This is a genomic window from Halorubrum sp. SP9, assembly GCF_005435015.1.
GTDB lineage: Archaea > Halobacteriota > Halobacteria > Halobacteriales > Haloferacaceae > Halorubrum > Halorubrum sodomense.
Window position 1 is genome coordinate 1 of sequence record NZ_SGXU01000575.1, and the last position, 310, is coordinate 310.

A 310-nucleotide genomic window follows, 5' to 3' on the forward strand; every position below is an offset into this window, starting at 1 on the left:
GTACTCGGCATCAAGACACTGGTTGACGGCCGTGGCGCCGCGATCGGATAGCCGAACGGTATTGCGCTGGCCACGACGGTCGACAGAGACGAGCCCGCGTGCTTCGAGATCCAGGACATACCGGCTGACAGTCCCTGCCTCGATATCGATCGCCTGATCCTGTTTGAGATCCCGGTAGCTCCGCCCCTGGTCTGGCATGAGATTTCCGAGGAGCCGGCGTTTCCCGGGTGCGGACGCAAGTTCAGCGAGGCTCCCCCACACTGATTGGGTGGCGTCACCAACGGCGTCTCGTTCATCGGAACCGTGGTGT

Annotated in this window: 1 protein-coding gene; it reads right to left on the minus strand. The window is 62.6% G+C overall.

Going from position 1 to position 310, the window contains the following annotated elements:
- Nucleotides 1-198 (minus strand): hypothetical protein (locus EXE45_RS21080; protein WP_206750527.1); only part of this gene is annotated, 198 nt, incomplete at its 3' end.
- Nucleotides 199-310: the final 112 nt, after the last annotated feature.